Consider the following 25,054-nt stretch of genomic DNA (forward strand, 5'->3'; position numbering starts at 1 on the left):
GATGCTGCACATACCCTACAAGGGCACGACCCCGGCGCAGGTGGACGTGATGAGCGGGCAGGCCACGCTCATGTTCGTGTCGATGCGCGGCATCGCCGAGCACGTCGCGGCAAAGAAGGCGCGCCTGCTCGCCACCATGGGGGAGAAGCGCGATCCGGCCTTTCCCGACACGCCCACGCTGGCCGAGTCGGGCTACCCCGGAGTCGTCGTGATCGGATGGAACGGCCTGCTCGCGCCGGCTGGTACGCCGCCGGATATCGTCAACAAGCTCTCGCGCGAGATCGGACGCCACTTGAGCGTGCCGCAGTTTCGCGCTCGCATGGCGAGCCTCGGGGCCAATCCGTCTCCCAGCACGCCGGACGCCTTCGCCGAATTCATCAAGGCCGAGGCCGCGAAATGGCACAAGGTGATCCGGTCCATCGGGCTGGAGCATTCGCAGTAGGATCGAAGGCTTGGAGAATCGGCGGGTAGCGGCGAGCGCGCGAGCCGATCTCCAATTTTTCTCACATGACATACAGGAGCAATACGATGGCGGCGACCCTGGCTTGGGACGATTTGGCGGAGAAGCGAATCCACAAGGAATTGAAGGACGGGTCGAGGTGGAATACCTATTTCTTCCAGCCCGAGAAGGGCACGCGCCTGCCGCAGGCGTTCCTGGTCGAGAATACGCCGCACCGGATGCTGCGCACCCACTACCACGACGTCGATCAGTTCCAGGTCATCGTGCAGGGGGGCGGCACGCTCGGCAAGCACGCGGTTCGCCCTCACACGGTGCACTTCGCCCGGGCGCATACGCCCTACGGCCCGATCACGGCGGGGGCGAGCGGCATCGCATGGCTCACGATCCGGGCGCGCCGGGATGCGGAGGGCGCGCAGTTCCTGCCCGAGAAGCGCGAGCAGCTCGTACAGGCGGCCGGCCGCAAGCCGTGGCAGCTCTCGCGCGAAGCGATCTTCCAGAGTTGCGACGAAGACGTAAGCCTGCAAGCGGTTCCGGACGTTGCGGACGATCGGGGGCTCGCCGCCTATTCGCTGCGCATGAAACCGAACGCGACGACGCAGGCGCCCGACCCGACAGGGACGGGCGGCCAGTATCTGGTCGTGCTGCGCGGGAGCTTGCACGGCGATGGCAAGGAACAACGCGCGCTCACGATCGGTTACGTCGCGCCCGACGAAGGCCGTTTGCAGCTCACAGCCGGGGAAGAAGGCCTCGACGCGCTGATCCTGCATTTCCCCAGGCACGATGCGCCCATCCAGGCAGCGCCAGCGGTAGCAGACCGCGCGCTCAAGACGTGGCGCTGCCTGCTGTGCTCGTTCGTCTACAACGAGGCCGAGGGGCTGCCGGACGAAGGCATCGCACCGGGAACGCGTTGGGAAGACGTGCCGGAAACCTGGAGTTGCGCGGACTGCGGCGCGACCAAGGCCGACTTCGAAATGGTGGAGGAGGCACGCTCCAATCCACGAGTGTCCTGAGTCAGAAGTTCGTCACCCCCGCGAACGCGGGGGGCCAGGCGGAGTCTCGTTCTGGATTCCCGCTTGCGCGGGAATGACGAATTACAACGAATTTACGAGTCACCACACCAGCACAGCAGATCAACAGCAGGCCGATTTGTATCCGTCAATCCGTCGCCGGCGGCGCGGCACAAACCTGATCGTAGCGATAGCGCTGCTTCGCGAGACCGTTGTACTCGTACACATCGAGCGTTTTCTCGAACGCCGCCTGGGTGATTTCCACGTGCGGCGTCCAGCAGCCCAGCTGCTGGTAGGTCGCGATGCAATCGGCCAGGACCTTCTCGTCGATGTCGGGAAAGTACGGCTTCTCGGCTCTGGCGATTTCCGCGGCCGGCGTCTCGTTCATGTAGTGCCGCGTCTTCTTGTAGGCCCGCATGAACGCTCTTGCCATGTCGCCCGCGAGCCAGTCGCGGGTCGTGGCAATGCTCGAAAAGCCGCACGGTCCGATCTGCTTCCCGACTTGCGCCACGATATGGCCGACGCCATCGGCTTGCAGCTGCTGCGGGTAGGGTCCCTGCTGTTGAACGTATTGCCCCTGGCCCTGGCGGAAGGCGCGGTCGATGTCGGCTGCGCCGGTGAACGCGATCGGCTTCAGCTTGTTGAAATCGATACCCGCCTTGTGGCAGGCGTATTTGAACATGGCAAGCGGCTGGCCTTCCTTGAACATGACCACCTCGGCGCCTTCGAGCTTTTTCCAGCTGAAGCTCGGGTCCGCCGCGCGCCCGGTGAGGAAGAATCCGTCCATCTCGTTGATCTGGGCGAAATGCACGGCCTCTGGCGTCTCGCCCTTGTTGAGCGAGGCGAAGCCCTGGCTCAGGGCCGATTGGACAACGTGCGCGGAGCCGTTCTTCAACGCAGCCAGCGCCGAGACACCCGGCTGCGCGACCGACCATTCCGCATCCAGGCCTTCCGCCTTGAGGAATCCGCCCGACATGGTGGAAATGAGCGGTGAGTAGAACGCGGAAAACAGGGTGAACTGGATTCGAATCTTGTCCACGTCGCTTTGCTCCTGTGTGCAGGCGGAAATCGCCATTCAGGCACGCATTCTAGGACAGCGCGACCCGCGCGACGAGCCCCGGGCGGCCGCCGCTACGAGGCACGCCGCAGTCGCGACCGTGCCTCGTTGGTTGTGGCCGCCGCTCGCGTCGCTATGCCGCAGCGCGACTCGGCGTTTGGAGACGAAGCAGGGTCGCCGCTTCCTTCGCCACCCGCGTGCCCTCGAAGAAGCGAGGATTCTGCGTGCCCCACAGGCGCACCGCGTTGCCGAAGGTGAAGTCGCGGAAGTCGTCGCTGCTGATGTGGCCGTCTTCGACCCGCTCGTAGGCTTCCGGCAGCGGATCGCGCATGTCGACGACATCGAAATGGCCGATGTCGGAGCTGAACAGTGCGTTGATCCGGGCGCCCAGCGGCATGGTCTTGCCGAAGGCGACGGCATTCAGCCGGTCGTCGGCCTCGCAGCCGAAATAGTACGGGGTGGCGAACAGATCGATCCAGTCCTGCTTGCGGGTGATGTTGCAGAGGTGATAGTCGTCCAGCGGGACGCCGCCGGTGATCGAATCGACTTCTTTCATCGGCCAGCCGTCGCGGCGGTCGAGCTCGGCGGCAATGTCGGCATAGCCGTACTTGTCCACGAGGCTGCGCAGGAGCTTGCGATCGAGCTTCTCCGGATCCATGTGCTGCAGGCCCCTGGCGCCGCGCCGTTCCCAGTGCTCGATGAGATCGCAAAAGAGCTGGCAGCCCCAGCCCACACCGCCTTCGAGGAAGGCAAAACGCAGATCGGGGAAGCGCCGGGTCACGCCGCCCAGGAACAGCGCCTTGGCCACGGCGTGGCCGGCCGCGGCGAAGTGCCCGATGTGGTTGTAGGTGAAATTGGTCGGGCTGTTGCGCTCGCCGTAGCTGCGCCCGCTGGTGTGGAAAGTGGGCGCGATGCCGAGCTCGCGGCACTTCTGCCATACCGGATCGTAGTCGTATTCGCTATCGAGCCCGAGTTGGTCGAAGCCTTGCGCCAAGCGCGCGACATCCGGATCGGCGCCTTGCGCTTGCGGCATCGGCCGGCGCACGCCACTCGCGAACATGCAGACCTTGGTGCCGAGCTGGCGGGTCACGAACTCGAGCTCCTCGATCGCTTCTTCCGGTGTGTTGACCGCAATCACCGCCGCCGGAGTTAGCCGATCCTCGAGCCCCTTGAAGTAATCGTGCGTGACGACGTTGAAGCCACGGATCACCGCGCGCCGGGTCGCATCGTCCGCGATGCGGTAGATGCCCAGGCCCGCGGTCGGGTAGACGATGCCGAAATCGATGCCGAGCTCGTCCAGCCGGTCGTAGAGCATGCGCGGCATCATGGCCGTCGCGCGATCCAGCGTGTTGGTCGATTGCCGGGTCCAGAACCCTTCCATGCCGACGGCGCGTTGCTTGCGCTGCGCGGGACTGAGGCTGAGCGCCTCGGGGATGCGGCGCTGCGATTTGAGGAAGCCGTCGGCACCGAGATCGCCGACGACCTTGCGCATCCTTTCGGCGAACACCGGAGGGTATTCGATCCAATGGCCATCGCCGTCGACCACCGGGTGCGTGAGGTTCTTGCGGATTTCATGCGGCGTACGATGCGTGCTCATCTGACTCCTCCTGGCGGGAAAATGGGGTCGTGATCAGACACCGGTTGCTGCACGAAAGGCTATGCCTGCCTCATCGCGAAGTCAAACCGCCTGCTTCACGCGGGCGTGGGCCGGCGACATCCGCCAGCCGCTCCAGGTATTGTGCCGAGCCCGGCGTTCACGTACCTTGGCGTCTGGTAGTGCGCGTGTCCACCCGCAGCGGAGGATCCCAGATGAATTGGAAGCCGGGACTACTCATGGCGTTCGCATCGTTGCTGGTCGCTGATCCCGTGCTGGCGGCTACGTTCGTGCCGGCAAGGGTTCGAACTGGGTGGAGAGCGTGAGCTTCGATTGAACGAATCCGGGAGCCCGGGCATCATGGCAGAGGTCGTCGCACTGTATCGCTATCCCGTCAAGGGATTCACGCCGCAGCCGGTGGAGCGCATCAGCGTGCTGCCAGGCGGGCGCGTGGCGGGCGATCGCGTGCTCAATTTCCGTTTCGCCGATGCGCCGGCGGCGGACACGGAATGGTGTCGCAAGTACCACGGCGTGGTGCTCGCGAACACGCCGGGGCTTGCGCGATTGAGCGTGCGCTTCGACGAGCGCAGCGAGCGCTTGACGATCGCGCTCGGCGCCGAAGTCGTCGCGGACCAGACGCTGGACGAAGCGGGACGCGCGCGCCTGGTGGCGGCGATCACCGACTACGTGCTGTCGCTGGACGAAAGTCCCTTGAAGGGAGAGCCGGCTCGGCTGCCGCTCAAGCTGGTGGGCGACGGCAAGACGCCGCGCTACCAGGATAACCGGACGGGGCAGGTTACGTTGCACAGCCGTGAGAGCCTGGCATCGGCCGGCGTTGCCCTCGGCCACGGAGATCTGAACGAGCGACGCTTCCGGCATAACATCGTGATCGACGGCGTGAGCGCCTGGGAAGAGCAGTCCTGGGTGGGCGGCGCGGTGCGCGTCGGCAATGTCGTATTCGAAAGCATGGTACCGAAGGTGCGCTGCCTGGCCACGCATGCCAATCCCGCGACCGGCGAGCGCGATCTGCAAGTCATGCAGACGTTGGTCAGGGCCTTTGGTCAGAAGGAGCCGACGTTCGGCGTTGGCATGCTGTCGCTGGCGGGCGGTGAGATCCGCGTCGGCGACGCCGTCGTTCCGGGTTAACATTTCGCATCGATCGACAGGGTGGAGGACACAGCATGAGCACGAAATGGGTTCGTTTTCAGGCGGGTGACAAGGTCGCCTACGGCAGGATCGAGGACGACAGCGTAGTCGCCACGGACGCTGCGCCGTGGGGTCTGCATACGATGACCTCGACGCGGCACCCGCTCTCGTCCGTGAAGCTCTTGATCCCCACCGTGCCGTCGACGTTTTATTGCGTCGGCATCAACTATCGCGATCACATCATTCAGTCGGCCAGGCGCAGGGGCGTGGAGCCGGTCTTCCCGGAGAAGCCGGACATCGGCTACCGCGCCAACAACGCGCTGTGCGCCCATGAGGACCCGATCGTCAAGCCGAAGGACTCGGGCGACATCTTTCAGTACGAGGGCGAGCTCGTCGCCGTGATCGGCAAGCAGGGCAGGAACGTCCCCCAGGACAAGGCGCTCGAGCACGTCTTCGGCTGGACCATCGGCAACGACGTGAGCGAGCGTACCTGGCAGCGCGGCGATCGCACCATGTGGCGGGCAAAGAATGCCGACACGTTCAAGCCGATGGGGCCATGGATCGTCACCGATCTCGACTACCGTGGCATGACTACGACCATTCGCTTGAATGGCGAAGAGGTGGATCGCTTCGCTACCGCCAACATGATCCACGACGTCGAAATCTACATCGCCGAGGTGAGCAAGTACTGCACGCTCTACCCGGGCGATGTGCTCTGGATGGGCACCGACGGCTCGCCGCGCAACATGAAGCCCGGCGACGTGTGCGAGATCGAGATCACCGGCATCGGCATCCTGCGCAACAAGGTGGTCGCAGAAGGCTGAGGCACTCATGCCCAGGCTTGGATCGCTTCTGGCGCGCGCCGGGGTGCTGCTGGTTCCCGGCATCGTCGCGTCGCAAAGCCTACCCGTTCAGACCGCTACGCTACGGTACCACCGGTAGCTTGGTATAGCCCGTTTCTGAAGGAGACGGGCATGTTCTACGATTCCCATGCACCAGGAGCGCGAGTATCGCTGCCGCGTGTCCGGCACGATTGCGTAATCCAGGTTTCACCGCACTGGCATGCGCGTACGGTACGCGCGACGAATGCGTGCTGCATGGCGAATTCCCGCCCGCGCTGAAGCGAAACTCTTGCGTCGAACAAGCTGCGGTAGTTGAATGTAAGCTAGCGTCGGAAGCCATTCCGGCGCTCGCGACCATGTCGGCCGCCTGAAAATCAAAGACGAGGAGGAGTGTCATGAAGTATGCCCGTGGCATTCGTATCGTTCTTGGCAGCGCCGTATCGATAGTTGCCCTCGCGCTCGCGGCTTCCGCTGGTGCAAGCGAGTTGACTCCCCAGGAAAAGAAGCTGATTCCGCTCGCGAAGAAGGAAGGCGCGCTCGTCTCGCTGATCTCGCTCTTTCAGGACAAGACCACCCGGGCGCTCGAGGAAGGATTCCGCAAGCGCTACGGACTGGGCGACGATTTCAAGTACACCAACATCCGCAAGGGTACCGGCCCCTCGATCGGCATGGCCCGCGCGGAGCTCAAGGCGGGCCGCTTTACCTTCGACGTGATCATGACGGCCGGGGCCGGCTTCTTCCACGGAGCCGCCAAGGCAGGGGCCTTCATGAAGCTCGACAGCGGGCAGTGGAAGTATCACGAGACCAACGCGAAAAAGGCGGGGGCGTTGTTCGAATACCCCTACTTCGTCGTGGGGAGCTCCTACACGTTTCAGCCCGTATGGAACGCATCGTGTCCCGGCATGGAGAACGTCGACATCACGTCGTACAAGGACGTCCTCGACCCGAAATTCAAGGGCAAAACCATCGCGAGCGACGTGACCAAGAGCTCGTCCTACTCCTTCACCACGCTGGGGCTCGAGCAGGCCGGCTTCGACGTGAAGGGCATGTGGAAGAAGCTGAAGGCGCAGGATCCCCTGGTCGCTTTCCGCACCGAGCCGAAGATGCAGATGGTCATCAACTGCGAGCGGCCGATAGATATGTGGAATCTCGTAGGCCGTGCGTTCCAGGCGATCGAAAAGGAACCGTCGCTCGCCAAGAAGCTGCGGTGGGGCACCTACAAGGAGGGCCAGGTGCTGCTCAACCGCCAGCTCGCCGCCATGAAGGGCGCGCCGCACCCGAACGCCGCCAAGCTCTTCGTCGAGTTCCTGCTGAGCGAGGAGGGCCTCGACATCATCTCGGAGCGGGAGGCGTCCGTCATCACCTATCGTAAAGACTACAAGCCGCCGGAGTCGGTCAATAAGTACATGCTGGAATTGAGCGAAATCCATGTGATCGCCATCAAGGACGAGCTCGAGACCAACAAGCAATTCAAGCAAATGCGCCAGGAATGGCGCAAGGTTTTCCAGTAGCCGGTGACTGGGCTGGCGCGCCGGCTGCCGTCGCAGGGAGCTCAACCAGGAGGCTCCCCGCGCGCCCGGCGGGTGCCGGCACTCCGTTAGCTCGAGCCCGTGTCGACGAGAACGCTTCCGGCAGGCCCCGCGCGCGCCCACGCGGCGCGCTGGCGGAGCCTGTTCACCCAGGAAAACGTCGTCACGTCGATCGTCGCGATCGTCGTGGCCGCCGCGGTTGTCGTGCCGCTTTTCGCGCTTGTCGTCTCCAGCTTCCGCGTGCTCGACGAGCTGGGCTTCAACGCCGAGTGGGGACTCGGCAACTACCGGCAGATATTCCACCATTCCGTGCTGCGGGAGGCGTTCTTCAACACGGTCGCAATATCGGTGGGATCGACCGTGCTCTCCGTGATCCTGGGCGTCTCCCTCGCCTGGCTCAACGCCCGCACGAACTGCCCCTGGCGCAAGACGCTGGAGCCCTTCAATCTCATCCCCTACTTCCTGAGCCCGTTCGTCGGTGCGATCGCCTGGCACAACCTCGCATCGCCGCAAGTGGGCCTGCTGAACAACTTCTGGCGCTGGCTCTCCGGCGCGACGGACCCGATTCTCAACGTCGACAACATCTGGGGCGTCATCTGGGTTACCGGCATCTTCCACGCGCCGCTCGTCTATCTGTTCGTGGTGGGCTCGCTGCGGCGCATGGATCCCTCGCTGGAAGACAGCGCCCGCACGACCGGGGCGGGCCTGTTGCGGACGACGCTCACCGTCACGCTGCCGCTCGTCACGCCGGCCATCCTCTCTGGCATGATCATCTGCCTGGTAACCAGCGCCGGGGAATTCGGCGTCCCGTTCAAGCTGGGTGCACCCTATGGCTACCCCACCTACACCACCGAGATTTTCACCTTCGCCGTCGGCGACGACGCCAATTACCAGATGGGCGCGGCGATGAGCATGACGCTCGGGATCATCACGGCCGGACTCATCTGGGTCCAGCGGCGCATCATCGTGCCGCGGCAGTACACGACCGTCACGGGCAAGGGATTCCGGCCGAACGTCATCGATCTCGGCCGCTGGAAGTGGGCCGCGCTCGGTTACAACCTCACGTTCATCTTTGTCGCGGTCGTGCTGCCGCTGGCAACGCTGTTGGTCGTGAGCCTGCACCGGGTCTGGCAGGGTTACGTGATTCCGTCCCAGATGTCATTCTGGAACTACCGGAAGATCCTGTTCTTCTGGTGGCCGGAAAGCATCGAGGCGGCGACCAACGGGATCGGCAACAGCTTGCTCCTGGCGTTTACCGGCGCCACGGTGGCCATGATCCTCGCCATCGTGATGAGCTTCATGATCCACCGCCGCCGGGGGCTCGGCAGCAGCGCCCTCGACTACCTGTGCCTCATTCCGATCGGTTTTCCGGGCATCGTGCTCGCGATGGGGGTGCTGATCACCTTCATCAAGACCCCGATCTATGCAACGCTGTGGATCCTGCTGCTGGGATATGTCACCCGCTTCTTCCCCTACGGGCAGCGCAACGTCTCCTCCATCCTGCTGGCGGTGTCCGAAGAGCTGGACCAGAGCTCCCGCATGGCCGGCGCAAGCTGGTTCACCACCCTGCGGCGGATCACCCTGCCGCTGCTGAAGCCCGGCATCTTCGCCGGCTGGGTGCTGCTCTTCATCATCTTCCTGCGCGAGCTGCCGATCTCGATCATTCTCTACTCAGCCGGCACCGAGACGCTGTCCGTGGGCATCTACTATCTCCAGGAATTCGAAAACGAGGCGCTCACCTGCGCGCTCGCGGTCGTGCAAACCGTGCTGCTCCTCGGCTGCATCTACCTCTTCCGGCGCGTGGCGGGCCCCGAGGCGCTGTCCGCCTGATCCTCGAAAGTATTGTCCTAGTGACCCCATCGATCTGTGACCCCATCGATCTTGACACAGGTAGCTACCGGAAGCTACCCTGCTGGTCATGCGAGCCGTGGGCCTGAAGGTATTGAAGAACAAGCTGAGCGAATACGTTCGCCTCGCCGAGCGCGGGGAAACGGTGCTCGTGACCGATCGCGATCGGGTGGTGGCGGAGCTTGTTCCGCCCGACCGGAGCCGCAGTCCCCTGCTGGCGGACGCCTTGCTGGCCGACGCCATGCGCCAGGGGCTTATTACGCCGCCCGCGCTGCCGTCGACCGACGTGCCACCGCGCAAGCCGGCAACAACTCTTCGGCAGCTGAAATGGGAGCTGGAGCGGGACCGGGGCGTGCGTTGATCTATCTCGACACTTCGGTGGCGCTGGCACAGCTTCTCGCCGAGGATCATTCGCCCCCCGAAAGCCTCTGGCGAGAGCAGCTGATCTCCAGCCGTCTTCTCGAGTATGAGATGTGGACCCGCATCCATGCGCGCAAACTCGGCCGCACGCACGGCGACGAGGTGCGCTCCCTGCTGAGCCGAGTTGCCATCGTTGAACTTTCCCCGCCGGTGCTCACGAGGGCGTTGGAAGCATTCCCCAGGCCGGTCCGGACCCTCGACGCGCTCCACCTGGCCTCCATGGACTTTCTTCGTAGGCAAGGACAGGCTGTCAGCCTCGCCAGCTACGACGAACGCCTGGTCGAAGCAGCCCGCGCGCTGCGGATTACGATCTACGCCAACTGACGCGTAGCCCATCGTTGTGGGCTACCGGCTGCGGGGCATCGTGCACCGAACGCTGAGCCGCATTTTCCGAATTCACGGCTCGCAGCTGCGTATAGGAAATTCAAACCACCTTAGAAGCCAGGCGCAGACCGAGGCGGCCCGTGTCGTGGACGTTCCTCGGCGATCGCGCACGAGAAATCGCCGGGGCCGTATTATCAAGTCGGCGCTGAAATGCGAGCCGTCACGTCGCCGTACAGCAGGTAGGAGAAATACGTGGGCGAGACGTCGCCGTGCTTTGCGCGCAGGTCGCGCAACGCTTCGCCGACCGGTACTCGCTCGGCAACAATCCTGGTCATCAGCTCCTGCGTCACCTGTGCCGCGTCCTCTTCGTCGATCGCCCATAGCGGTGCGATGAAGGCGCGGAAGCGCCGCGACAGGAAAGCGTCTGCCCACCCTCCTACCGCGCCGAGTGCGTCTCCGGTGGCGCCGACCTCGCAGGCGTTGAAGAAAACGACTGTGCCGTGCCGCTCGCCGAGGCGCACTTCGCGCCGCGCAACTTCGTCGACGCTCAGCGTTCCGTCCTCGAGCTTTATCGCCGATGCGGCTGCGGCGCCGGCATCGAAGACGCCGTGACCGGTGAAGAAGAGCAGCGCCACCGGCTCCTCGGGCGGCGATTCGAGCAGCGCGCGCATTGCCGCCAGGGTGCCGTTCACCGACTTGGCGTCAAGGGTCGAGACGAGCTGCTGCGCGCTCAACTCCGCCAGGGAAAGGCGGGCGCTCGCGCTCCTGTAGCGCGGCGCGATGGCAACCACTTGCCCGGCCTCGAGCCGATTGCGCATGTAGCCCTGCCAGCGCCCGATCCAGCGTGCGACCGCGTGGCGTAGCGCGAGCGGCGGATGCGTCTCCCCGTCGCGGTGCGGTCGCATCAGCTCCCATGGCAGATGGGGATCGTCGCTGACGAATTGGATCGCCAGCGGTCGCCGATGGTGATCGTGCAGGGCCCAGTAGACGGCGTGAAATTGCGCTGGCGCGCGTTCCCACAACCGCTCGCCGAAGCCCTCGATTCGCGCGCGGTGCTTGCCGCGCTCGAGATTCGCGAACTGCTTGAACATCGCCGCCGCTTCGGCAGCCGGATCCTTGCCGAGATCGATGACGGCGTCCAGCTGCGGGGGCAACCCATCGAACGGCTCGGTGATCATGCGCCAATGCATGCGACCCGGCGCCGCGCGATCGAAAAGGGTGATGAACAACGTCAGGTCGGGCGCCCGGGCGGTCAAGTCAGGTTGCACTTCCCCTTGCAATCGTTCCTTGGCCACCTGGGCGAACTTCGCGCCGACCACCAGAGTGCGCAAGGCCGATCCGCAGCAGCGCGTGCCGTTCCAGAACTGCGCGTGCACGTCCACGTCGCTGCCCGCTGCAACGTCGTCGCGCACCCGCCCTGCGAGGCGTAGCGGGATCGAGCTGTCGTTGCGGCGGATCGTGACTTGTCCGCGGCCGCCGTCCTCGAAATCGATTGCGGCCGAAACCAGGGTCACACCGAGCGCGAGCGTACGCCAGTCGGCAGACTGCGGACCAAGCTCGAGCGGCCCGTTGGGGCTATGCGCCGGCGCCTCACGCAACAGGTCGACGACCAGCGTCACGCGCGCGCCCGCTCGGAGCGCCTCGGCGGGTTCGATCGAGGGATAGCGCACCGGCAGAGTCCCCTCGTCCTCGACCTGTGCGGCCACGGGCTGCGGAGGCGCGATCGAGGCCGGCCGCGGCCTGCTAAAACTCGGCGGCTCCGGCGGCTGGGGTGGCATCGCGCGCGTCTTGCGCTCGCGCGTCACGTCATCGCCGCCGACCGCGACCACCTCATCGTTCGTCCCGATCTCGACAAAGCGTCTCGCGCTGGGGGCGTCCTCGTCCGGGCGCCAGGAAAAATCGGGCGGCGCGAGCTGCGCGCTGTCGCTCACCCGGGTGCTCGATTGCTGCTCGTGCAGATCGAGCACCTCGGCCAGGGGCGGGGTAGCGCCGGGATCGCGCGCAACGCCGACGCGGCGCATTCGCTCCACCAACTCGGATGCGGTGAAGACGTAGCAGTAGCCGAAGCTCGGGCGCAGGACGACAATCCATCGCTTCCCCGCCGTTTTCAGGCGTGCGAGTTGCTCGGCCGCCGGGCGCTCGCCGTCGAGCACGACGAATTCGGTGCTCCAGCCGATCTTCATGGCGCCGCGACGACGACCAGGTCGCTCACCGGCGTCGCGCCTTGCGCATGAGCCGTGACGCGCCAGGTGCCGGGAGCCAGGTTGAAGGCGCCGGAGCGCCAGCCCGGCTCGCTATCGCGTGCGAGCGCTTCCTCGATCGCTTCGCCGCCAGCGAGCGGCGTGAACGTCACCTCGATCCTGGGATTGCCTTCCGACGGGCGAACCCGCAGCGCGAGCGGCTCGCCCGGCAGTACGACGTCGTCGAGCTCGAGTGTCAGCATGACCGCATCCTCGGCGCGCTGGAACTTGCGCAAATCGATCCTGTCGCGTGTCAGCACACCTTTCAGATTGGCGAGCGTGCCATCCGCGTTCTGCAGCGCGCCGTGCATTTCGGCAGCATAAACTTCGCGCGCGGCTTCGCTCAGCTCGATCGGCGTGCCCGAGACCCGCGGCACCGTGCCGTCGCCACCGTAGTCGCTGCCTTCGTAGCTGTTGACGAGCGTCGGCTCGCCGGCGCGGACCTCGACCGACTGCGCGGTCGGCTGCTCGATGCCCACCACCGGCACGACGGTCGGTCCGTTTTCTGCGTACGCTGGATCCATCGCATTGCGTGCCTGCGCGTCCTGGATCTCCTGGTGGAATGCGCGCGCGGCCACAGCGCGCTGCGTATCGACGTATTTGAGGAGGCCGGCGCGCGCGGCATCGGCCACGCGCTGCAGGCTTTCGCCGGCCGCGACGCACGGATAGATCGGCAACAGCTGATACACCGACGGCAGCGAGCGCAGCAGCGGGGACAGGTCGAGCCCGAACGGGCCGATGCCTTTTTTCATGCCGTTTTCGAGGAACCCCACGGCATTGAGCGAGCCGCGATGGGGCGTGCCCAGGGTGAGGAGGGTGCGCGTGACCTGCCAGCCGCCGAGGCATTCCACGAAGTAGCGGGCGACCAGGCCACCCATAGAGTGCCCGATGAGCACGAGCCGCGCCTCGCCGTTGCCGGAGCTCGCGCGCCAGGTTTCGAGCCAATCCATCGCGGCCGATTCCAGGCGCCTGGCGCTCATGCGGTTGTCGCGGCGCCAGTCATAGGGAAATGAGAAATAGTTCCGCCCGGCCTCGAGGTCGAGCTGCTCGACCAGGTAACGCTCGATGCGCGAATAGCCGTCGATCTTCACCAGCCCGGGCACGATGGTGGCATCGGGCACCAGGCGCGTTGCCTCGACGTCATCGCGCGAATCCTCGGCGGACAACTCGAGGCCCGTGATGCTCTTGCCGCTGCTGGTGATCGCCCGCCAGACGGCACCCGCCGAAGGTGCCCAGAGCTCCTTGCCGGCCTTGTTGGCCAGTACGCTGCCGGTAATTCCGGGCAGCAGTATCACCAAGTCGGGGAAGCCGGCCATGACATCTCCTCCAGCAACACGCCGCTCGCATTTATAGCGCGACCGACACGGATCCGGCAATCGTTCATTGTTCCAGACAGTGCCATTCCTTTAGCATGGTCCCGGACGCGATCGGAGGGCGCGACGATGGACGCTCGAGGCTCGGCATTCGCGGAAGAGGTCGCGCGGCTGCAGGCGCTTTGGAACGAACGTCCGCAGGACGCCGTCGCGCGCGCACGCGAGCTCCTGGGTCAGGCGAGCCCGCAATTGCCCGCAGAGCTTCCGGTCGCGCACGGCGCCAATCTCCTCGGTGTCTTCTTCTTCGACCGCGGCTTCGACGCCGAGGCACGCCGTGCCTGCAATCTGGCGCTGGAGCTGCTGGAACGCTCGGCGCAGCAGGGGGCCGGATTGGCTTCGAGCATCCACAACAATCTCGGCCAGCTCGACGAGCGGGCGGGCGAGCTCGAGTCGGCCGAGCGCCACCTGGAGCGGGCGCTCGCACTGCGCCCGGACGCGGATCTCGATGGAGCAGAAGGCGCGTTCACGGCCGACAACCTGGGTTCCGTGCTGGTGCGCCGGGGCAAGCTCGATCGTGCGGAAGAACTTCATCGGCACGCTCTGCGGGTGCTGCAAGGGCTTGGTCCCCGTTACCTGGCCGATGTCGCGACCGTTCTCGGCAACCTGGGACTGCTCTACAGGCGCCGCGACGAAACGGCCCGGGCGCGGGCCACACTGCTGCGCGCAATCCATACGCATCTTCTGGTCGGATCGCTCGAATCCAGCGATGCGTCGATACCGCTCGTCAACCTGATCGCATTGCTGCTGAAGCGCGACGAGGAGCAGCGCGCCGACGAGATGATCGATTGGCTCCTGCGCGCGGCCGGCGGCGGCACCGACGTGAAGAAGCATCGAATCGCGCGCGCGCTCCTCGAGCTCGGATCGGAAGCTTTTCGGCGCGCGCAGCTGGGTCCGGCCGAGCGGCTCGCGACGCGCGCGCTCGACCTGCTGGAAGCGATCTACGGCAGCGCTGCGCCGCAGACCGTGCGCGCGTTGCGTTTGCTGGCCAATGTGCAAGCGCACAAAGGCAACATCGAACCAGCCGAGCAGGGCTTGCTGCGACTGCTTGCGATGCCAGGCTTCGAGCCGGAGAAGTCCGCGGAGCTCCTGATCGATCTCGGCAAGACGCTGCGCGAGCGCGGCCCCGGCTCCTTTCCGGCCGCGATCGGCATGTTCGAGCGTGCGATTCGGCTGCTGCGCGAGCGGGGTGCCCCTGAGCCACAGCGACTCGCCAGTGCCCTGGGAAATCTCGGATACGTCTGCTTCCTGCGCGACGACGAGCACCGAGCAGACGAACTGTATACGCAAGCGCTCGCGCTCGGCGACGCAAACGTGCTCGGCAACGAGTATCCCTGGCTGTTGTACAACCAGGCGCTGCTGCACTACCACCTCGCGAAGCACGAGGCTGCGCGCGACGGCATGGAGCGCGCGCTGCAGCATTGGCAGGCGAGCCTCGGGCCCTCGCATCCTTTCATCGCCACCGTGCACGCCAATCTCGCCCTCGTGCATTGGGCGCGCGACGATTTCGGCGCGGCGCAGCGCGCCTTCGTCCTGGCCCGGCAACTTGGCGCAGGCGACTTCCAGCGCACCCTGCTGGTGGGTAGCGAACGCGAGCGGCTGGAGGCGGCGCATGTCGAGCAGAGCGAACTGTACCGATTGGTCTCGTTCTGCTTCGCCGCGGGTGCGCGCGGAGAAGTGGCGCGCGCGACGGCCGAATTGCTGCTGGAGCGAAAAGCCGGCGTGCTCGATGCGCTTGCGTTCACTCACGCCCGCGTTCGTGCGCGGCTCGACGCTGTCGCGCGCGAGCAGCTCGATCGGGTGGAGGAGCTGCGGCGGCGTATCGCACACACGGTCCTGTCCGCACAGCTCTTCGGAGACCGGTACGATCCGCGGGCGCTGGCCGCGTTGCAGGCCGAGGAAGACCGTCTCCAGACAGAGATCAGCCATGAACACGCGATCGGCCTCGGTGCGCTCGAGCCCGTCACGTTGAGCGCGGTGCAGGGCGCACTTTCCGAGCGTACCGTTCTCGTGGAGTACTTGCGCTGGTCGCGATTCGATCCGGTTCGCCGCGGCAGCGGAACGCCGTGGCGCGAGCAACGCTATGCCGCCATGGTCTTGCGCGATAGCGGCGATCCCTGCTGGTTCGATCTCGGCGAGGCCAACGCCATCGACGGGGCGGCGCACGAGCTGCGCGCCTTGCTGCGCGACCTCGACAGCGACACCGATGCCGTGAGCGCCGCCGCGGCGGATCTGTACGAGCGGTTGTGGGGTGCTTTCGATGCTTTGCTGGCAGGCGCATCGCTGCTGCTCGTTGCGCCCGATGGCGAGCTGAACCTGCTGCCGTTCGCAATCCTCGGTGCGCCGATGCTCGCGGAGCGCTACGTCGTCAGTCATCTGACCAGCGGGCGTGAATTGTTGCGCTCATCGCCGCCGGCTGCGGCAGATGCAGCCGTAGTCATTGTGGTCGATCCCGACTTCGACGCGGTGGACGTTTCAGGCGCACCGGTAGCGGCGGCTTCGGTGCCCTCCACGCTGCGATTGGAGCCACTGCCCGGAACTCGGGACGAGGCAGAGGTCATCGCGGCGCTGTTCCCGCGCTGCCGGGTTCTTGCGGGTGCCGATGCGAACGTGAGCGCGCTGAAAGCGATCGAGCGGCCCGCGCTATTGCACGTTGCCACCCACGGCTGGTTCACGCCGGCGGGCGAGACGCCGCCGTTGCTCGCTTCGAGCAGTCTCCGAGTGGGCGGGGAGTATCTCTTCATCGAGCGTGCATTGCGACCGGCCGCCGCCAATCCGATGCTGCATGCAGGGCTTGCGCTCGCCGGCGCCAACCGCAGTGCGCCCGGCCGCTCTTCGGGCTTCGTCACCGCAGCCGAATTGGCCGCGCTCGACTTGCGCGGTACCGAGCTGGTCGTCCTGTCGGCCTGCGATACCGGCCTCGGCGCAATCCCGGCCGGCGGCGAATTCGCCGGGCTGCGGCGCGCCTTCGCGATCGCCGGTGCAGCGGCCCAGGTGATCAGCCTGTGGGAGGTCGATGAAGACGCGACGACTGCGCTGATGGAGAGCTTCTACCGGCGCCTGCTCGACGGGACAGGCCGGGCGGAGGCGCTGCAGCAGGCACAGCACGAGATCCGACGCCGGCCGCGCTGGGCGCATCCGGGCATCTGGGCTGCCTTCGTGGCCTGGGGCGCGGCCGGAGCGTTGTCGCACAATGTGCTGGCGCCGGACATGGAGCGACTGCAATGACTGCGGATCCGATTGCTGCGCTCAAGGCACTTGCGCAACAGGCCTCGGGCCTCACCGATGCCGCCGGTGTGAGCGAGTTGCTCGGACAGGCAAGGACGATTGCCCATGACGATTCCCTGCCGGTGAGCCGCGGCTTCGGCCTTGCCCTGCTGGAAGCGGCTACGGCCCTGGTCCCGCGGGGTGAACCGCACGCGGTCGAAGACCTGTTTCTGCAGGCACAACGCGTATTCGAAGCCACGGGTCAGCATCATGTCGACGATGACTTGCTGCTGTGGCACAACCTCGGTGCGCTCTACGAGATGCACGGTGCGATCGAGCAACGCAACCAGACGATGGCGCTCATCGGCCAGGTCGCCACCCACTACACGGGTCCGCTCGAACGCCGCGGCGCAGACGTATTGCTCGATATGGCGGTTTTGTATCACCGCGCTCGGCTGGTGGAGCCAATGTTGACGATGCTGCGGCAGGTGCATCGCTATCGCACCTCGGATGCTTCGGCGCCCGCTGATCGGCTGTCCTGGCTGCAGATCTACACCGAGCTGTTGCTCCGGGCCGAGCGTGTCGACGATGCGCTGCCGCTACTCGCCGATGCAATCGAGCTGGCCCACGACATCGGCGACGCGCAATGCGAGGCGAGCCTGCTCAACACCAGTGCCCGCGTCTTTTCGGCGCGCGGCGATCACGCAAGCGAGTTGCGCGCGCTGGAGCGTGCGCGCACGGTGATCGATAGCACGCCGGCGCTCGCCGATACGCAACTTGCGGCGGCTGTCTTGCATAACCTGGTCGGCCGGCTGCTCTCCGCGCGGGATTCGAAGCGCTACCCGGAAGCCGTCACCCTGAGTGAGCGCGTCATCGACATCCTGCCGCGGCTTGGACACTCGGACAGCGACGACTTCGCCCATGCGCTGTACCAGCGTGCGCTGCTGGCCGAGTACGGCGGCGACTGGGCCGGCGCCGCGCGCGGCTACTCGGCTGCGGCTGCCGTGCCGAAGGCCGCTGCACTGGACACGGCAGAATGGCTGTCCCTGGCCGGCCGCGCCTGGTACGAAGTGGAAGCGTTCGATGCGGCCAGCGAATGCTACCTGGGTGCAATTCGGCGGCGGATCGCTGCCTCGACCGAGACCTGAGCGGGCGCCACGCGCGGCCGCTACTAATCCACCTTCGCGCCGGTGGCCTTCACGACCTTGCCCCAGAGCGCGTACTGGCTGCGAATGTAGTCGCCGAATTCCGCCGGAGTGCTCGGAACCGCCTTCTGTGCGAGCGGATGCAGGCGCTTGTGCACGTCGGCATCGTTGAGCGCGCGCACCAGCGCGGCGTTGAGCTTCGTCACCGCTTCGGCCGGCGTGCCGCTCGGAACGACGAACCCGTACCATTCCCGAGCCTGGCCGAAATCGCTGAATCCCGCCTCGGTCATGGTCGGAATGTCGGGCAGGCTTTCCTCGCGCTTCGGTCCCGAAACGCCGAGCGCGCGCAGCTTCCCTGACCGGATGTGCGGCCCCACCGAGGTCGGCACCGTGAACATGATGCCGACATGGCCGCCGAGAAGATCTGTTAGAGCTGGTCCCGCTCCCTTGTAGGGAACGTGCACCATCTTCGTTTTCGTCGTCAGGCGAAAGAGCTCGCCCATCAGCTGCGGCCCGGCGGAGGTGGACGCGAACGTGAGCTCGCCGGGGCGCGAACGTGCGAGTTGAGCCAATTCCTGCATCGACTTCGCCGGCACCGAGGGATGCAGCACGAGGATATAGGGCATCTCGGTGCCGCGCGAGACGGCCGCGAAATTCTTCAGCGTGTCGTAGCTCAGCCTGCTGTACATGTGCGGGTTGATGGTGAGCGCGCCTGAATGCGCGAACAGCATCGTGTAGCCGTCGGGCGCCGCCTTGGCGCCGAGCGCAGTGCCGACGGTTCCCTGCGCACCACCGCGATTGTCGACCAGGACTTGCTGGCCCAGGTATTCCGTCAACTTGGGCGCGAGGATGCGCGAGAGCGCATCGGTGCCGCCGCCGGGCGGGAAGGGCACGATGAGGCGGATGGATCGTTCGGGATACGGCGCTGCGGCGCAAACGGGCCCTGCGGCCAGCAATGCAAGCGACAGGAATGCGATGTGACGGTACTGCGGCATGACTCCTCCGTGAGATCGTTCTTGGACGGGGTGCTCCCGCAGGCGAGCGGCCGCGCTTATTCCAGAAAGGTCGACAGCGCCGCATCCGCGATGGCGAACGCCTGCGTGCCCGAGCCTACCACGCCGGAATAGCGCGAGAAGAAAAGATAGCCGTCCACAGGCGCGGTCAGCACCTCGATCACGCGCAAGGTGTGCAGATCGACAACCTGGCCGAGGCGGGTGCCTGCCTCGACCCGCTTGCCCAGATCGTCGGCGCGCTCGAAGAACGATTCCAGGTAGCCGCTTTGCTTCGGCCGGATTTCGCGCCGCGCCTTGGAGTCGAAGTGGATCTGCCGCGGTGGTTTTGCCGTGGGCCCCGGCAGCATGCCGAGCGCGCCCATCACGTTCTTCAAGCCGTCGATGGCCTGACGCTGATAGAGCGCCGTGTTCTCGGGCCCCAGGTACGAGCCGCCCATCTCGGGATTGAACGCCGGGATGCCGATGCCATTGGCGTAATGCGAGGCGGCGCCGGCAAACTCGTTCTCGTGCACGAACGGTTGCCCGAAGGCGCGCGCGATGTCGAGGGATCGCTGCTTGACCTCGGCCGCGGCCTGGCTGTTGTAGTCCACGCGCGCCTGCAGCCGTCCGCCGCTGCCGCCCGAATGGAAATCGATCAGCGCATCGGCGTGCCGGATCACGTGCTCGGCGATTTGCGCGGCGATCATCTGCGTCGTGTTGCCGCGGGCATTGCCCGGGTAAACCTCGTGCAGGTCGGTGCGGCCGTGCTGCTCCGGCGTCTGTCGCCCGAAGTTCGCCATCGCGAGCGGATTGGCGACCGAGATGAGTGCGAGCCTTCCCTGTAGCGTCGCGGGGTCGAGCGTATCGAGCAGCGTGCGGATGGCGGTGGAGGGCAGGAATTCGTCGCCATGGGTATTGGTGACGATGCCGAGCGTCGGCCCGGGCTTGCTTCCGGTGACGACGTGCAACGGCAGCGCCAGCATGGCGCCGTTGAGCATGCTGGTCACTTCGATGCGCGTGAACCAGCGGCCCTCGGGTTGCCCGTCCCACAGCGGCTTTGCTTCGGTCTTTGCCATCGTCTTTCTCAGCTTCCGGGGATGATGCCGGGCTTCATCGCGTAACAGTGATCGGCGACGTCCTCCGGCTTGCACTTCCACACCCTGTCCATGCACCTGGACGCGAAACAGTGCTTCAGGGCGGTGCGCAGCGGGCGCAGCCGGAACGGATAGCCGAACACGAAAGGGTGGATGGAGATGTTGCACACCAGCGGGTGCTGCGCGCTCTGCTCGACCATTTCCTCGAACTGGTCGACCATCATGTCGCAGAACTCGCGACCGGTATGCTGGCGATGGATGATCTGGGGCGAATCGTTCAGCTCGGCCGGATAGGGCACCGACAGGATCGGGCCCGAGCGCGTGCGCATCCAGATCGGCTGATCGTCGTGCGGCCAGTCCATGAGGTACTTGTAGCCCGCCTCCTTGAGGACATCGGGCGTCCAGGGATTCTCGTAGGTGCCCGCGCCCATCCAGCCCTTCGGCGGCCTGCCCTCGTGGCTGCGGAATGTTTCGGTGATCTCGGCAATGACCCGCACCTCGTCGGACTCCCAACGGAAATCCTGCAGGTTCTCGGAGTTGGTGCGCCCGTGCCCGACGATCTCGTCGCCGCGCGCCCGGATGCGTTCCATGATCTGCGGCGCGTGCTCGTAGAGGAGGCTGTTCGCGTTGTGCGCGAGCGGCATGTCGAGCTCCTGGGCGAGGTCGAACAGCCGCCAGATGCCGATGCGGTTGCCGTAATCACGCCAGGAGTAATTGCGTTGCGTCTGCGGTTCGCCGTGCTTGGCGTTGTCGTGACCGCGACCCTTGCCGTAAGCGTAGATCTCGACATTGGTCGTGATGCAGAACGCGAGCCGCTTGCCGCCGGGCCAGGTGTAGTCCTTGCGCTCGGTGAGCGGCACGTAGTCGTAGCGCGATTGCTGAGGTACGAGCGACATCGCCATTCGATCCTCCATTGAGCAAGCCTGCCGGTCTCGATGCCGGCGCGGCGTCAGTCGATATGCGCGCCCGAAAGCTTGACCAGCTTGCCGAGCTTGGTCATTTCCGCGCTCATGTGCGCGGCGAACGCATGCGGCGAATTGGTGACTGCCACCGCGCCCACTTTGCTGTAGATCTTCTCGAGCTCGGGCAGCCGCACCACCTTGCCGATCTCCGCGTTCAGTCGTTCGACGATGGGCGCAGGCACGCCGCGCGGGCCCAGTATGCCACTATAGAGCACCAGCTCGAACTCCGGCAGACCCGCTTCCTTCAGCGTCGGCACGTCGGGCGCGGCTGCCGATCGCTGGGGCGTGGTCACGGCGAGCGCACGCAGCTTGCCGGCCTGCACGTTGGGGAGCGCCGGCGGCATGGTCGAGAAGGAAAGCGCGATTTCGCCACCGAGCAGGGCGGCGACCGCCTGCGGGCTGCCCTTGTAAGGTACGTGGATCATCCGGACGCCCGACATCGACTTGAGCATCTCGGCGGCCAGGTGAAGGATGGTGCCGTTGCCCGAGGAGCCATGCGCGATTTCGTTCGGGCGTTTCTTGGCGAGCGCCACCAGCTCCTGCACTGATTTCGCCGGCAGCGACGGATGCACCAGCAGCATGAGCGGGGTCGCGGCGATCAGCGTGATGGGCGTGAAATCCTTGAGCGAGTCGTACGGCAGCTTGCGATACAGGCTCGCGTTGATCGCGTGCGTGGTGATGTCCTGCAAGAACAGCGTGTAGCCGTCGCCGGGCGATTTGGCGATGAGATCGGAGGCAATGGTGGTGCCCGCGCCCGGGCGCGGATCGACCAGGACCTGCTGGCCGAGCCTGTCGGAGAGCTTGGCCCCGATCGCGCGTGCAAGCACGTCCGAGATGCCGCCCGGGGTGAAGCCATGAACCAAGCGGATCGGCTTGCCCGGGTAGCCGGTCTGCGCCCATGCGGGCGCGGCCGCAAGGGTACAAGCGAGCAGGCCACTCGCCAATGCGAGGTATGTCATTCTCATCGAGGGACCATCGAGTGGATCAGGAGTTCGAATACTACTCCGATGACTCGTGTCCGACAGAACGCGTTTCGCGTCCAACCTCGCGTGCGTAGGGTGGGATTCGGGCTTGCGCTCGGTCGCCGCCGGGGAAGGAGCCTGCAGGCCTGTTCAGGCGGCCAGGTTTGCGTGCGAACGGTCCGAATCCGACGCGGGCCGGACCAGCCAGCGCTCCAGCATGGCGCCGAGCTCCGCGAGCTTGAACGGCTTGGCCAGATAATCGTCCATGCCGGCTTCGAGGCAGCGTTCGCGATCGCCCTCCATCGCATTGGCTGTGAGCGCGATGATCGGAACGCGCCTGCTATCGTCGCATTGCGCCTCGCGGTTGCGTATCTCCCGGCTCGCCGCGAATCCGTCCATTCGCGGCATCTGGCAATCCATGAGGACAGCGTCGAAGCGGCCAGCGGCGAGGTGCTCGAGCGCTTCGACCCCATCGTGAGCGAGATCGACCTCACAGCCCAGGTTCTGCAGCATTGCGCAGGCGACTTCCTGGTTTACGCCGTTATCCTCCGCCAGGAGAATGCGCGGACGGCTGTCGGCGTCTCGGGCTATGCCCTTGGGCACGAGCGAAAGCGTCGGCGCGCCGGCCGGCAGGGATTCCGCAACGCTTTCCGGCTGCGATCGGACCGGGCGTGACGAATCGGCCTCGAGCGACGGCGCGCTGCGGGCGTTCGTCTGGTCCGTTGCGGATGCGCCGATCGTGAGTGCCAGGGTGAACCAGAACGTCGTGCCTTGCCCGGGCGTGCTCCGAACGCCAATCTCTCCGCCCATGAGCTCCACGAGTTGCTTGGAGATCACCAGGCCGAGGCCGGTGCCGGTGCCGCCATAGCGGCGGGTGGTCGATCCGTCCACCTGGTTGAACGCCTGGAACAGCCGCTCGATGGCCTCGAGCGCGATGCCGATTCCCGTGTCGGTGACGCAGAACCGAAGCATACAGGCATCGCCCGGCAGCAGAGCGGCGCCCGTGTTGGCGCCGTGCCAGGCTGCATCGACCGTGATCCCGCCGCGCTCGGTGAACTTGATCGCGTTCCCGATCAGGTTGATGAGGATCTGGCGCAATCGCATGGCATCGCCGCGCACGCGTGCGGGGATGTCGGCGCCGACTCGGCGCTCGAGCGTCAACGCCTTGCCGCGCGTGCGATGGGCCAGCAGCTCGGTCACTTCGTCGAGCACCGCGCGCAGGTCGAAGTCGATGTGCTCGATCTCGAGCTTGCCCGCTTCGATCTTGGAGAAGTCGAGGATGTCGTTGATGATCTGCAGCAGCGCCGAGCCCGAGCGGTGCGCGTTGTGAGCGAAGCGGCGCTGCGTCGGATCGAGCGCAGTATCGAGCAGCAGCTCGGTCATTCCGAGGATGCCGTTCATCGGCGTGCGGATCTCGTGGCTCATGTTGGCCAGGAACTGCGACTTGGCCCGGCTCGCCGACTCGGCGGCTTCCTTCGCGTCCTGCATTTCGCGCTGCGCCGTCTTGAGATCCGTTACGTCCGTGATGACGCCGATCAGAATGCGGCCGCCATCGGGCAAATGCGCCGAGCACTTGCGCGTGAGCAGCCAGCGCCGGTCGCCGGCCGCGTCCCGGATACGGGGAGCCGTCGTCTCCGGCCGGTTGGACTCGAACGCGATGTCGTCGTGAAGCCAGGCCGCGCGCGCCTGCTGCTCGGGGAAGTGATCGAAATCGGTGGTGCCGAGGATCTGCTCGCGCGGCTTGCCCACGAGTCGGCAGAACTCGTCGTTCACCGTGATCCAACGGTGCGCCTCGTCCTTCACGAACACGGGATTGGGCAGGCCGTTGACGAGCCTGTTGAGGAATTCGCTCGCGCGGTGCGTGGAGTGCTGCGCTTCGCGCCGCTCGTCCGCCTGGCGCCTCAGAACGGCATTGGACCGGCGCACGACGAGATACATTGCCGAATACAAGGCGAGCAGTACGGCGGCGGTGGCGCCGGTCACGAGCAGTTGGGTACGCGCGATTTGCCGCAGCAGCGGCGTGATGTCGTCGTAGACTTCGAACACGCCGACGATGCGCCCAGGCGAGCCGGTCACGATCGGAACGTAGCTCGACAGGACATCGCGATCGGCAATGGTCTGCTCGAACGCGCTGAACTGGTCGCGATGGCTGATCTCGCTCGTTGCGCGTCCGGAGCGCGCGGCGAGGAAGCCTGCGTTGGTGCGCTTGTCCTCGCCGATCTGGCGCGCTTCGCTCGAATACACGGTTCTGCCGGAGAGGTCGTAGACCCTCACTTTCGCGACCGACATCCCACGCACGTGCTGCACCAGCTCGCGGTGGAGCTGCGCTATCCGCGGATGGGCTCGCAAGGCGTTCGCATCGAGGGCGGTGGTATCGGACAGGAACTCGCCGTAGCGCGGCCACAGAACGTTCGCCAACGCCTGGGTGAGCGCGACGTTGTTGCGCTCGCCGATTTCGCGCAGATCCTTCACGGCGAGCACCCGGCACAGCGTGCTCAGCAGCACGATCGCCACGGCGATCGCGACGAAGCCCGAGATCGAAAAATAGCGCAAAAGCTTGAGCCCAGGCTCGGGCCGGCCGCCAGCGTCGGTTTGCGCGGCTGCCTTGGCCACGGCCACGGCGGAATCGTTCATCGGCGCGCCTCCGTCGGCGGCGGGTTTGACGATCTGTCGCTTCATGTGGGAACGCGGTGTCGTTTCATGTGGGAATGCGGCAGCAAGCGTGGTTTCCACCTGCCTGAATCGGCGAGGCGGGTTTCGAGAGCTTGCGGCCGCAGCCCGGTTGCGCCGCATACCGCGGCGGCACTGGGTATAACGGCACTCTCGCGCCAAGGCTTAAGAGCCCGGGAATGCTT

General features: G+C 65.8%; 19 protein-coding genes. 10 read left to right on the forward strand and 9 right to left on the reverse strand.

The features are described from left to right. Window position 1: 1 nt before the first annotated feature. Together GEV05_19015 and GEV05_19020 are read left to right on the forward strand one after the other, a co-directional pair. Window positions 2-442, forward strand: coding sequence for a hypothetical protein (locus tag GEV05_19015; protein MPZ45438.1), 441 nt, complete (start codon window positions 2-4; stop codon window positions 440-442). Between the two features lie 593 nt (window positions 443-1,035). Beyond that, the gene (locus GEV05_19020) at window positions 1,036-1,470 is read left to right on the forward strand and encodes a hypothetical protein (GenBank protein ID MPZ45439.1); all 435 of its coding nucleotides are present in this window, start codon (window positions 1,036-1,038) and stop codon (window positions 1,468-1,470) included. A gap of 145 nt (window positions 1,471-1,615) precedes the next feature. Here GEV05_19020 and GEV05_19025 read toward each other — a convergent pair whose 3' ends face one another. Together GEV05_19025 and GEV05_19030 are read right to left on the reverse strand one after the other, a co-directional pair. After that, entirely contained in the window at window positions 1,616-2,542 is a 927-nt protein-coding gene (locus GEV05_19025) for a hypothetical protein (protein ID MPZ45440.1), read from the reverse strand. 115 nt (window positions 2,543-2,657) lie between these two features. Then, a complete protein-coding gene (locus GEV05_19030; protein MPZ45441.1) occupies window positions 2,658-4,121 on the reverse strand; it encodes an amidohydrolase family protein in 1,464 nt (487 codons plus the stop codon). 357 nt (window positions 4,122-4,478) lie between these two features. Here GEV05_19030 and GEV05_19035 point away from each other — a divergent pair, with 357 nt between their 5' ends. From GEV05_19035 to GEV05_19060, 6 genes are all read left to right on the forward strand, one after another. Then, window positions 4,479-5,264 carry an MOSC domain-containing protein gene (locus GEV05_19035; protein ID MPZ45442.1) on the forward strand — a complete coding sequence of 262 codons (786 nt, stop codon included), beginning with the start codon at window positions 4,479-4,481 and terminating at the stop codon, window positions 5,262-5,264. A gap of 35 nt (window positions 5,265-5,299) precedes the next feature. Beyond that, window positions 5,300-6,088: a DUF2437 domain-containing protein gene (locus tag GEV05_19040; protein ID MPZ45443.1), complete on the forward strand. Its 789-nt coding sequence runs from the start codon at window positions 5,300-5,302 to the stop codon at window positions 6,086-6,088. Window positions 6,089-6,501: 413 nt separating this feature from the next. Continuing rightward, window positions 6,502-7,617 (forward strand): extracellular solute-binding protein, encoded by a 1,116-nt coding sequence (locus tag GEV05_19045; GenBank protein ID MPZ45444.1) that lies wholly within the window; start codon window positions 6,502-6,504, stop codon window positions 7,615-7,617. Between the two features lie 99 nt (window positions 7,618-7,716). Beyond that, a complete protein-coding gene (locus GEV05_19050; GenBank protein MPZ45445.1) occupies window positions 7,717-9,465 on the forward strand; it encodes an ABC transporter permease subunit in 1,749 nt (582 codons plus the stop codon). Between the two features lie 88 nt (window positions 9,466-9,553). Continuing rightward, on the forward strand, window positions 9,554-9,844 hold the full coding sequence (locus GEV05_19055; protein MPZ45446.1) for a prevent-host-death protein: 291 nt from the start codon (window positions 9,554-9,556) through the stop codon (window positions 9,842-9,844). Then, window positions 9,811-10,227, forward strand: a complete 417-nt coding sequence (locus GEV05_19060) for a PIN domain-containing protein (protein MPZ45447.1) — start codon at window positions 9,811-9,813, stop codon at window positions 10,225-10,227. Before GEV05_19055 ends, GEV05_19060 begins: the two co-directional genes overlap by 34 nt. 194 nt (window positions 10,228-10,421) lie before the next feature. Here GEV05_19060 and GEV05_19065 read toward each other — a convergent pair whose 3' ends face one another. Together GEV05_19065 and GEV05_19070 are read right to left on the reverse strand one after the other, a co-directional pair. Then, window positions 10,422-12,410, reverse strand: coding sequence for a CHAT domain-containing protein (locus GEV05_19065; GenBank protein MPZ45448.1), 1,989 nt, complete (start codon window positions 12,408-12,410; stop codon window positions 10,422-10,424). Next, the gene (locus GEV05_19070; GenBank protein MPZ45449.1) at window positions 12,407-13,783 is read right to left on the reverse strand and encodes a hypothetical protein; all 1,377 of its coding nucleotides are present in this window, start codon (window positions 13,781-13,783) and stop codon (window positions 12,407-12,409) included. The genes GEV05_19065 and GEV05_19070 overlap by 4 nt, the downstream gene beginning before the upstream one ends. Window positions 13,784-13,909: 126 nt before the next feature. On the opposite strand from GEV05_19070, the gene GEV05_19075 reads away from it, so the two are divergent. Next, entirely contained in the window at window positions 13,910-17,065 is a 3,156-nt protein-coding gene (locus tag GEV05_19075) for a CHAT domain-containing protein (GenBank protein MPZ45450.1), read from the forward strand. Further along, a complete protein-coding gene (locus GEV05_19080) occupies window positions 17,062-18,192 on the forward strand; it encodes a hypothetical protein (GenBank protein ID MPZ45451.1) in 1,131 nt (376 codons plus the stop codon). The genes GEV05_19075 and GEV05_19080 overlap by 4 nt, the downstream gene beginning before the upstream one ends. 23 nt (window positions 18,193-18,215) lie before the next feature. Here GEV05_19080 and GEV05_19085 read toward each other — a convergent pair whose 3' ends face one another. The 5 genes from GEV05_19085 to GEV05_19105 all read right to left on the reverse strand — a co-directional run bounded on the left by GEV05_19085 (window position 18,216) and on the right by GEV05_19105 (window position 24,992). Next, window positions 18,216-19,184 (reverse strand): tripartite tricarboxylate transporter substrate binding protein, encoded by a 969-nt coding sequence (locus tag GEV05_19085; protein MPZ45452.1) that lies wholly within the window; start codon window positions 19,182-19,184, stop codon window positions 18,216-18,218. Window positions 19,185-19,240: 56 nt separating this feature from the next. Beyond that, complete coding sequence (locus GEV05_19090) at window positions 19,241-20,257, reverse strand: hypothetical protein (protein MPZ45453.1); 1,017 nt, start codon at window positions 20,255-20,257, stop codon at window positions 19,241-19,243. 8 nt (window positions 20,258-20,265) lie between these two features. Beyond that, window positions 20,266-21,171: a polysaccharide deacetylase gene (locus GEV05_19095; GenBank protein MPZ45454.1), complete on the reverse strand. Its 906-nt coding sequence runs from the start codon at window positions 21,169-21,171 to the stop codon at window positions 20,266-20,268. A 53-nt stretch (window positions 21,172-21,224) separates the two neighbouring features. After that, window positions 21,225-22,202, reverse strand: a complete 978-nt coding sequence (locus GEV05_19100) for a tripartite tricarboxylate transporter substrate binding protein (GenBank protein ID MPZ45455.1) — start codon at window positions 22,200-22,202, stop codon at window positions 21,225-21,227. 147 nt (window positions 22,203-22,349) lie between these two features. Further along, window positions 22,350-24,992 (reverse strand): response regulator, encoded by a 2,643-nt coding sequence (locus GEV05_19105; protein MPZ45456.1) that lies wholly within the window; start codon window positions 24,990-24,992, stop codon window positions 22,350-22,352. Between the last annotated feature and the right edge of the window lie 62 nt (window positions 24,993-25,054).

Source organism: Betaproteobacteria bacterium, from assembly GCA_009377585.1.
Lineage (GTDB): Bacteria > Pseudomonadota > Gammaproteobacteria > Burkholderiales > WYBJ01 > WYBJ01.